The sequence below is a fragment of the Shewanella sp. 10N.7 genome (assembly GCF_020806285.1).
GTDB classification, from domain to species: Bacteria; Pseudomonadota; Gammaproteobacteria; order Enterobacterales; family Shewanellaceae; genus Shewanella; species Shewanella electrodiphila.
The window spans coordinates 26,766-36,707 of sequence record NZ_JAJGZS010000014.1 but is presented as its reverse complement, the minus strand read 5'-3'; the positions used below and the strand labels follow the sequence as shown (position 1 = coordinate 36,707).

Sequence of the window (9,942 nt, the reverse complement as noted above, 5' to 3'; positions counted from 1 at the left end):
ACGACCTTCGGGTTATGAGCCCGACGAGCTACCAAACTGCTCCATCCCGCGTCCGTTTAAGCGGGGCGAACTATAACGACCTATAGTGCCCTTGGCAAGTCGAAATAGCATATTTATGATCGTTTGTTGGGTTAATGAGCATATATAGACTATTTCAGCCTTAATCGGTGTCCTTTTAAGCATTGTATATGCGTTCTTGCTTTCAATTAGCTAATTTTTGGATCAAATTAACCAATAAATCGTAGATTTAATGGTACTCAATAGCTAAAACGACTCAAAAGACTAGAATTTATCCATTTCAGTGACATTTTCACACCTGACAATCGGTTTAGGTATATAATGCCGACTTAATTATATCTGTGAGATGATGACGTCGATTCCATGTTAAATTTTTTTGCTGCTGCCCCTAAGGGTTTTGAATATAGCTTATCTAATGAGCTTAAAGAGTTTGGTGCTACTGATGTTAAGGAAAGCGTCGCTGGTGTGTATTTTTCAGCACCTATAGAACTTGCCTACCGAATTACATTGTGGTCTCGACTTGCTAGCCGCATTGTCGTTGTTATCTATAAAGGTGCTTGTGAGTCTGCCGAGCAACTTTATAACGCAGCATATGCTGTTGATTGGCCATCTCACTTCTCTAATCAAAGTACATTTGGTATTGATTTTCACGGTACTGGTGGGTTTATTAACAACACCCAGTTTGGCGCACTGAAAATTAAAGATGCTGTTGTTGACCGTTTTCGTGATGATGGTCAGGAACGTCCTGATGTAGAACGTATCCAATCAGATTTTAGAATCGATGCTCATTTTCGAAATAATCAACTTACCATGTCGATTAACTTCTCTGGGCCTTCATTACACCAACGCGGTTACCGTTCAATAACGGGTGAAGCACCACTAAAAGAGAACTTAGCAGCCAATATGCTAGCTCGTTGTGGCTGGCAAGCTAAACCGATTGACTTGTTAGATCCATTTTGTGGTAGTGGTACGGTTGTGATTGAAGCTGCATTAATGGCTGCTGATATTGCCCCAGGATTGCAGCGTGCAAGGTTTGGTTTTGAGCATTGGCTTCAGCATGACGATCAAGTTTGGCAAGACATCTTACAAGAAGCTAAAGCACGAGCGAGCTTAGGTAAATCTCGTTGTAATGTTAAGTTCTACGGATCGGATATTGATTCTCGGATGGTTGCGCTAGCAAAACAGAATGCTGAAAATGCAGGTGTTGCTGACTTAATTGACTTTACGGTATCAGATGCGCTTGAAGTGACACCGCCGTTAGAAACTGGCTTTTTAGTCTCAAACCCACCTTATGGTGAGCGTTTAGGCAGTATTACTGAGCTTTTACAGCTTTATTATCAGTTAGGCGATAAGTTCAAAAAAGATTTTGGTGGCTGGAAGATTGCCATGTTGTGTAGCGATATTGAATTGCTATCGGCATTAAAGCTTAAAGCTGACAAACAAATGAAGATGTTTAACGGTGCGTTGGAATGTGGTTTTAACCTTTATACATTGCACGCCAAAAGTACCCGCCGTGAAGCGCCAGTATTACCGGAAGGTGTCGACATTGCCGATATCTCACCTGCGTTTGCTAATCGTATTAAAAAGAATATGAAGCAATTGACTAAGTGGGCCAAAAAAGAAGGTATCGATAGCTACCGTATTTATGATGCCGACTTGCCTGAATATAATGTGGCGATTGATAAGTATGTCGATCACGTTGTGATTCAAGAATACTCAGCACCTGCTACCATTCCTGAAGCTGTGACAAAACGTCGTTTAACCGATGTATTGTTATCACTACCTGCAGCCTTAGGTATTGATCCTGAGTTAGTCACCTTAAAAACGCGCGAACGTCAAAAAGGTGCTAGCCAGTACCAAAAGTTAGACGAGCAGAAGCTTGAGATTATTACTCAAGAATATAATGCGCGATTCAAGTTAAACCTGACTGGGTATTTGGATACTGGTTTATTTTTAGATCATCGCTTAACCCGTAAACTGGTTGGTGAAAAGTCAGCAGGTAAACGCGTACTTAACTTGTTCTCTTACACTGGTAGTGCATCGGTTCATGCAGCCCTTGGTGGCGCTAAATCTGTCACGACAGTCGATATGTCGAATACGTATTTAGCTTGGGCTAAAGAAAACTTTGAGTTAAACAATCTCAACGTTAGACAATACAAGTTTGAGCAAGCCAATTGCATTCAATGGATAAAAGATTGTGAAGAACAATTTGATTTGATTTTCATTGATCCGCCAACCTTTTCAAACTCTAAGCGTATGGAAGATAGCTGGGATGTTCAGCGTGACCATGCTGCTTTATTGGTTGATTTGATTAAATTGTTGAGCCCAACGGGTGAGATCATTTTCTCGAACAACAAACGTAAATTTAAAATGGATATCAACCTTTTAGGCCAATATAAAATGGACGTGAAGAACATTGATAACCAAACCTTACCAATGGATTATAAGCGTAATCCACACATCCATAACACATGGTTAATCACTCATGCTAAGTCGCCTTACAGCAGCTAAGGTATGCAGAATCGTAATATGTTAACTAACACAAAAACTGAAAACTCAGATTTAATTTTATATCACACAGAGGGATGCCATTTGTGTGAAATTGCTCAATCGCTGGTTGAGCAATTAGCCCTGAGTTATCAACATATTGATATATGCGATGATGAAGTACTTGCTGAGCGTTACGGTATTTCAATTCCAGTGTTAGTTATGGGTGATAAAGAACTGTTTTGGCCATTTGATGTGCCACAGTTAACTGATTTTATTAGGAGCGTCGTTTGAGTCTAGTTCGTATTAATAATGGTTCGTTAGCCTATGGTTATACGCCATTATTGAAAAATTCTGATTTCACTATTTTACCTGGTGAGCGTGTTTGTATTGTCGGCCGAAATGGCGCAGGCAAATCAAGTTTGATGAAAGTCCTATCAGGTGATGTGCTACTTGACGATGGTGAATTTAATATCGCCTCAGATGTGAATGTTAGCCGTTTACAGCAAGATCCGCCCAAAGCGGAAACTGGGACGGTTTATAAGTATATCTCAGCGGGACTTAAAGAAATTGGTGAGCAACTTGAGCGTTATCATCAGCTTTCCCATGACGTTGCTACTGCTGAGCCAGAAGCAATGGAAAAGATGCTCAATCAAATGACGCGTCTTCAAGAGTCACTAGATCATAATAATGGTTGGCAACTTGATTCAAGAATTATCCAGAATTGTGAATTACTTGGACTCGATCCAGATAAGCCATTAAGTGAGTTATCTGGTGGCTGGCAACGCAAGGTTGCTTTAGCACGTGCTCTAGTCAGCGAGCCAGACTTATTATTACTTGATGAACCAACCAACCACCTCGACATTGATACCATTGAATGGTTAGAGCAATTCTTGCTTAACTTTAAAGGTGCCATCGTATTCGTCAGCCATGACCGTGGTTTTATTCACCGTATGGCAACCCGAATTGTTGATCTTGACCGTGGTGTTGTCACGTCTTGGCCTGGCAATTACAAAATGTACTTAGAAGGTAAGCAAGAGTGGTTGCGGGTTGAGGCTGAGCAAAATGCTCACTTTGATAAAAAACTGGCAGAAGAAGAAACTTGGATCCGTCAGGGCGTTAAAGCACGTCGTACGCGTAATGAAGGCCGAGTCCGAGCATTAAAAGCATTGAGAAGTGAGCGCAGCGAGCGTTTGAATCGACAAGGCAACGCCAAGATGAACGTCAGTGATACAGAGCGTTCTGGTAAGTTAGTATTTGATATTAAAGAGCTAAACTATAATCTTCCTGAAAAAGATTTAGTTAAAAACTTCAGTTCAACGGTCATGCGCGGTGATAGAATCGCATTAATTGGACCCAACGGTTGTGGTAAATCGACGCTGATTAAGTTATTGATTGAGCAGCTAACACCTCAATCAGGTGAAGTAAAAGTTGGAACTAAGCTTGAAGTTGCTTATTTTGACCAATACCGCGAAGCGCTTGACCCAGAAAAAACAGTTGAAGAAAATGTTGGTGATGGTAAAAGTACCGTAACAATTAATGGCCAAGACCGTCATATTTTAAGTTACTTACAAGACTTCTTATTTTCACCTGCCAGGGCAAGAACGCCTGTTAAAGCGTTATCAGGTGGTGAGAAAAACCGTTTGTTGCTAGCACGCCTGTTACTGAGACCTGCAAACTTAATTATTCTTGATGAACCAACCAATGACCTTGATGTTGAGACCCTAGAATTGTTAGAGTCTCTACTGACTGATTTTGAAGGCACATTATTAATTGTCAGTCATGACCGTGAATTTATAGATAACACGGTAACCAGCAGTTGGTGGTTTGCGGGTAATGGTGGATGGCATGAGTATGTTGGTGGTTATAATGATGCTGTTTCTCAAGGAGCTAAATTTTATTCTGAGGAACCTGACGCCGCATCTGTTGTCATAGCATCAGCGCCTGTTGAAACGAAAGCTGAAAAGCCTAAGCAAGCAACAACCAATGCGCCTAAGAAATTATCGTTCAAACTTCAACGTGAGCTCGAGCAATTGCCGAGTAAAATGGAGACGTTAGAACAGGAAGTAGAAGAATTACAAAACACTGTGGCTTCAGCTGATTTTTATAGCCAACCACAAGATACTGTCAACTCAGTGCTACAGGCATTGGCGGCAAAAGAACAAGAATTGGACACTTGCTTTGAACGTTGGGAAGAACTCGAGTCATTGAAGTAAGCGCATAATAAAAATAGGAATTAAAATGAAGTCGAAGTTTGATAAGGCATTATCTGTCGTTGCCTTGAGTGTGCTTGGCGCCATCGGCAGTGTGCATGCTGCTCCAGTATATGAAATTGTAAATATTGAAGATTTTGATCTCAAAGGTAATGTCGATGGCACCAGCCGCGGCTATGCGCTTGGCGTAAATGCCAATGATGAATTGGTCGGTGTATCTAAAGGTAAGAAAAAATTATCTGTAGATGATGAAGACGATGATGGCGTTATTGATGTTGAAGACGGGATTGCGCCAGAAGAGGCCATTGTCTATTCGGTATTCTTGCCGATTATTGCCAATAATTACACTTTCACAGCAGAAGAAAATGATGCTGAATCGCCATGGAATCCAAACTTTTTTAGCGTCAATGGGACCACCGCGCCAACTGATGTTGATGATGAAGGTGAGTTAATTATCAACTCTGTTGATACTTTCTTTTACGGCATGAATGATGATGGTGTAAAAGTTGGTTCTTATACAGCACCTGAAAAAACGATGGATTACGAAGGTAGCGATGAAGACCAAGAGTTTTGGTATTACCGTGACTTTGAGCTGCGCGGGGTTGCGGTCACAGATGATGGTTCTGAAATCGAGTTAATCCCATCTTATCAAACCTATATTCGTGAAGATGATGATTTTGTGGTTGAACTGGGTGGCTGGTCAGCTGCTGCTGCGGTTAACAATAATAATTTAGTGGCTGGTTATGCTAGTACCGATATTATTGAATTCAGTTCTGATCGTATTGATAACTGTATTGATACAAGTTTGGATGAAGATCTAGAGTTTCCTGCACCAGTAGAAATTTGTGTGCAAGCAGACCAATACCCTTCAAATGGTCGTCGTAATATCTCTTACCAAACACGTGCTCATGTGTGGCAAATAGAAGCAGATAATACAATTCCAGAAGATAATATTGTAGAGCTGCCATTAGGGTTAACACCTGATGAAGATTCGACATTAAATTATATTGCTCAAGGTTTAGGTATTAATAATGATGATGTGGTCGTAGGTCGCTCTCACACTTATCGAAATGGTGACAAAGACGATTTATACCAAGATGCCGCATATTGGCAAAAAGATAGCAATGGTGATTACCAGTATAACTGGATTGATCCGGATATTTTCAGTGATACTGTTTATAGCTCTATCGCTTATGATGTCAATGATAATGGTATTGTTGTAGGTAGCTTTCAAAAATATATCAGCGGTTATTTAAGAGAGAAGTTCTTCTACTATGATATCAATGATCCTGCTGCTGAAATTGTGGTGCCAGATGATTTTCAAGAAGGTTTGTCTGATTTAACCAGTAAACCGAAAGCGATTAACAACGCGGGTCAAGTTGTAGGTAATATTGAGGTTACTTATGACAAAGATAAACCACGCCCAAAAGCAGCGTTCTTGTATAACATGAACGACAGCGAGTTTATCAATATCAATAATAACTTAACCTGTGAGTCAAAAGGTTACGAGCAAGATGAAGACGGTGAATGGAGTCGTCATCAAGTTGAAGTGATTGATGGCGATGGTTCTATCCTGTCTTACGGCGCTGAATTTTATGTTGTTGAAGCGAATAGCATTAATGAAGAAGGCACAATAGTAGGTACTGCTTTCGTACGTAAGCCAATTTATCAATACGACTCTGATGGGAACCTGATTTTAGGTGAGAACGGTACGCCTTTATTTGAAATTGATGGTAACGGTGATCCTGTAACATCATTCTTAACCCGTATGGTTGTGCTGAAACCAACGTCAGGTAATCAAGAAGCGTGTACAGAGTCAGATCTTGTCGAAGATGAACCTTATGTACGTAAAGGAGCTGCTTCTTTAGCTTGGTTATTGGGCTTACCATTACTTTGGTTGCGTCGCCGTAAAATGAAATAGATTGAGCATTTTTTAAACAAAAAGTCGAGGTTTTTTCCTCGATTTTTTTTTGTCTTTTTTCTCAATACCTTAATTAAAAATGCGAAAAAATGTCATAAACCGACATTGATCTTGTATGAAAAGTCGCCTATCTCTTATTGTGAAGCCATTAGTGATCTATTCACTAATTGCGCTTAATTAACAAAATGAGGATGTGTTAATGAAAAGACAAAAAAGAGATCGACTAGATAGAGCTTTTTCTAAAGGCTTCCAAGCAGGAATTGCTGGACGTTCAAAAGAACTTTGTCCATATGGAACTTTAGATTCTAAATCACAATGGTTAGGCGGGTGGCGTGAAGGTGTTGATGGCCGTTTAAGCGGTTTATTTAATAAATAGTTTTCTTGGGTGATGAAATAAAAAAAGCCCTCACAAGAATGGTGAGGGCTTTTAAGATTTGGAGGTAAGTGATTTTTAAAATGACGAAGTATCAGTAAAAATACCCACTTTTAAATCTGTAGCACTGTATATTTCACGGCCATCGACTTCCATCACAGCATCTGCAATACCCATCACTAGTTTACGATGAATCTTACGCTTTAATGTGAGTTTGTAGGTGACTTTTTTAGCTTCTGGTAATACTTGGCCAGTGAATTTGACTTCGCCAACACCCAGAGCACGTCCTTTACCTTCAGCGCCTTCCCAACCTAAGTAAAATCCGACTAATTGCCACATTGCATCAAGCCCCAAGCAACCAGGCATAACAGGATCGCCATTAAAGTGGCAATCAAAAAACCATAGGTCAGGAGTAATATCGAGTTCAGCTACGATTTCGCCTTTACCGTACTCACCACCGTTTTCATTAATTTTAGTTATACGGTCAATCATCAACATATTGTCGACAGGTAAGCGAGGTGAGTTAGGCGCAAAAAGGGTACCATTGCCGCATGCGATTAACTCTTCTTTAGTGAAACTGTTAGCTTTTACCATTTAAATATTACCACTTTATGTTGAGTAGGGTGACAAGATAGCGAACACGTGTAAGCTAAACAACTCCGATCACTAAATAATGCGTAATTTTATTAATATTTTTTGCAAAAATGATGGTTCGATATCGTCATCATCTTGACCTGCCATTTTTTCTAACCTTTGTTGGACTAAGCCATATAAAGATTTTTCAGGAAAATCATTGTCTTGATTTCTCTCGCCAGCAGGTATCTGCATAAGCAATGAGATGGCTTCATCCATATGTTCAATAGCATGTACATGGAATAAACCCTTCGATATGGCATCGATGATCTCAGGCTCAAGGTTTAGTTGTAACACATTAGATTTAGGTATAATGACACTGTGTTCACCATTTAAGCCACGCGTTTGGCACAAATTAAAGAAGCCTTCGATTTTCTCATTGACGCCTCCGATAGCTTGCACATTGCCAAATTGATCTAACGCGCCTGTAATGGCAAACGCTTGGTTAATAGGTTGCTCAGCAATGGCAGACATTAAACAGCAGTACTCTGCTAGTGAAGCACTATCACCATCTATCTCTTGATAAGACTGTTCGAATACAATGTTGGCATTTAAATGTAATGGCACATCACGCCCGAAAATACGGTATAAAGACGCTGATAGGATCATCATGCCTTTAGTATGGATATTACCGCCTAATTCAGATTTTCTTTCAATATCGATGACTTCACCGTCGCCGTAATGCACGGTAGTCGTAATTCTGGCGGGTTCACCATAACTAGCATCATGGGTGTCCACGACAGTTAAGCCATTGATTTGCCCAATCATCTCACCAGATGTTTGCAGAATAATGAAATTGTCTGCAAAATTTTGCGCTGCATATAGCGCTGAGCTGTCATGACGTTTTTTGGCATGTAAAATGACTTTAGCGATTGCTGATGCTGTGACCGCTTTATTATTCGTGTATGCCTTAGCTTGCAATAGCACTTGAGTTATTTGCAGCATCGATAGACTTAAGCGTTGTTGGTGCTCTGTGAGCTTAGCGCTATACCAAAATAAAGGCATTAATGAGGAAAGCTCTAACTGAATATCGTATTCGTTGGCTAAACTCATTAACCATTGTAAATATTGGCTTTCAGAATACTTTGTTAAATCTAGCTCTGAATTGACTTCAGCAAGCAAAGGAAAATACTTAAAGAAAACTCTGTCTTCAGTACGCAAATGGGTAAATAGATTAGCAGAACCTACAAGGATAATTTTACAATTCAGTGGAATTGGTGCGAGTTCACTGTTTATACGATAAAAACCCTGTTCAAGAATTTGCATGACAAATTCCCACAGTCCCTCGCGCTTCCAAAGCGATTCGACATCAATAAATACAAAGTGGTTCGATGCAAGTATGCCAGCTTTATATTGACTGGCTTTATCTGTTTTCTGCATTTTACCAATTAAATCAGCTCGGCGAATTTGACCACTTACATAACTAAATAATTGGTTTTTACTGGCTATAGTGCCGACATTGGCTGAAGGAAGCTCTGTTTGCCAGCGAAAACTAAATTCATGGTTTTCGTTTTTACTTTTCGTGGCAACGAGGTATGAATCAGAAGGCGTATTGGCTTGCCCAACCAGGGCTTTTATAAAGAGGGCACGATCGATACTTGCATAGTCGGCCAAATATAAATGCTGTTGCTCAACTTTGCTCATTAAGTTAAAAGCATCAACACAACGCTCTTGGCCAAGTAGCAACTGGCTTAAATAAATGGTACTTGGTAAAGATTGAGGCAAAGTATATTGTGGTGCAAGTTGCGAGGTTGGGATTAAAGTTGTGGTCATAGCTTTACGTTTTAGAAATCATTAAAAAGATTTTAGCACACTATATCGTCATATCATTGAAATGATTCAAGTCTAGTGAAGGTTTAAAAGCATTTTATTAATCATTTTTGAGTTCAAAAAGCACCAGCTCTATTTGAATTAGATTAAATAATAACGAAAAAGTCTATTTGATGACCATTTGAATAAGTTTTTAAAAAATCCTGTTTACAAGTGAGCCTGATACTTATATTATTCTCGGCGTTCGGAGAGATGGCAGAGTGGTCGAATGCACCGGTCTTGAAAACCGGCATGGGTTTGTAGCCCATCTAGGGTTCAAATCCCTATCTCTCCGCCATATTTAAAAAAGCCCGCTATTTTATAGTGGGCTTTTTGCTATCTAGATAGTTATAAATAAATAGCATAGGTTTGTAGGCATCAATGTAGGGTTCAAATCCGTATCTGCGCCATATTCAAGACGAAAGGCTTATCAGAAATGATGAGCCTTTTTTCATTCTTGTGTATTTATAATTAAACACAGGTTTGTA

Annotated in this window: 7 protein-coding genes and 1 tRNA gene; 6 read left to right on the top strand and 2 right to left on the bottom strand. The window is 39.8% G+C overall.

All coding sequences use genetic code 11. The annotated features are described in order from the left end of the window. The first annotated feature begins 381 nt into the window (after positions 1 to 381). The 5 genes from rlmKL to rmf all read left to right on the top strand — a co-directional run bounded on the left by rlmKL (position 382) and on the right by rmf (position 7,015). Positions 382 to 2,529 (top strand): bifunctional 23S rRNA (guanine(2069)-N(7))-methyltransferase RlmK/23S rRNA (guanine(2445)-N(2))-methyltransferase RlmL, encoded by a 2,148-nt coding sequence (rlmKL, locus tag LMH66_RS10475; protein WP_229369885.1) that lies wholly within the window; start codon positions 382 to 384, stop codon positions 2,527 to 2,529. Positions 2,530 to 2,532: 3 nt separating this feature from the next. Further along, entirely contained in the window at positions 2,533 to 2,799 is a 267-nt protein-coding gene (locus LMH66_RS10470; protein WP_229369883.1) for a glutaredoxin family protein, read from the top strand. Further along, the gene (locus LMH66_RS10465) at positions 2,796 to 4,721 is read left to right on the top strand and encodes an ABC transporter ATP-binding protein (protein ID WP_229369880.1); all 1,926 of its coding nucleotides are present in this window, start codon (positions 2,796 to 2,798) and stop codon (positions 4,719 to 4,721) included. Before LMH66_RS10470 ends, LMH66_RS10465 begins: the two co-directional genes overlap by 4 nt. 25 nt (positions 4,722 to 4,746) lie before the next feature. Further along, complete coding sequence (locus tag LMH66_RS10460; RefSeq protein ID WP_229369877.1) at positions 4,747 to 6,639, top strand: DUF3466 family protein; 1,893 nt, start codon at positions 4,747 to 4,749, stop codon at positions 6,637 to 6,639. A gap of 199 nt (positions 6,640 to 6,838) precedes the next feature. After that, a complete protein-coding gene (gene rmf, locus LMH66_RS10455; RefSeq protein WP_102528615.1) occupies positions 6,839 to 7,015 on the top strand; it encodes a ribosome modulation factor in 177 nt (58 codons plus the stop codon). A 75-nt stretch (positions 7,016 to 7,090) separates the two neighbouring features. On the opposite strand, the gene fabA is transcribed toward rmf, so the two are convergent. Both fabA and LMH66_RS10445 read right to left on the bottom strand, forming a co-directional pair. Then, positions 7,091 to 7,606, bottom strand: coding sequence for a 3-hydroxyacyl-[acyl-carrier-protein] dehydratase FabA (gene fabA, locus LMH66_RS10450; RefSeq protein ID WP_102528614.1), 516 nt, complete (start codon positions 7,604 to 7,606; stop codon positions 7,091 to 7,093). A gap of 72 nt (positions 7,607 to 7,678) precedes the next feature. Then, complete coding sequence (locus LMH66_RS10445; RefSeq protein WP_229369874.1) at positions 7,679 to 9,418, bottom strand: S16 family serine protease; 1,740 nt, start codon at positions 9,416 to 9,418, stop codon at positions 7,679 to 7,681. A gap of 243 nt (positions 9,419 to 9,661) precedes the next feature. Between LMH66_RS10445 and LMH66_RS10440 the strand changes: the two genes are divergently transcribed. Continuing rightward, positions 9,662 to 9,752 (top strand) — tRNA-Ser (locus LMH66_RS10440). Positions 9,753 to 9,942 lie beyond the last annotated feature (190 nt).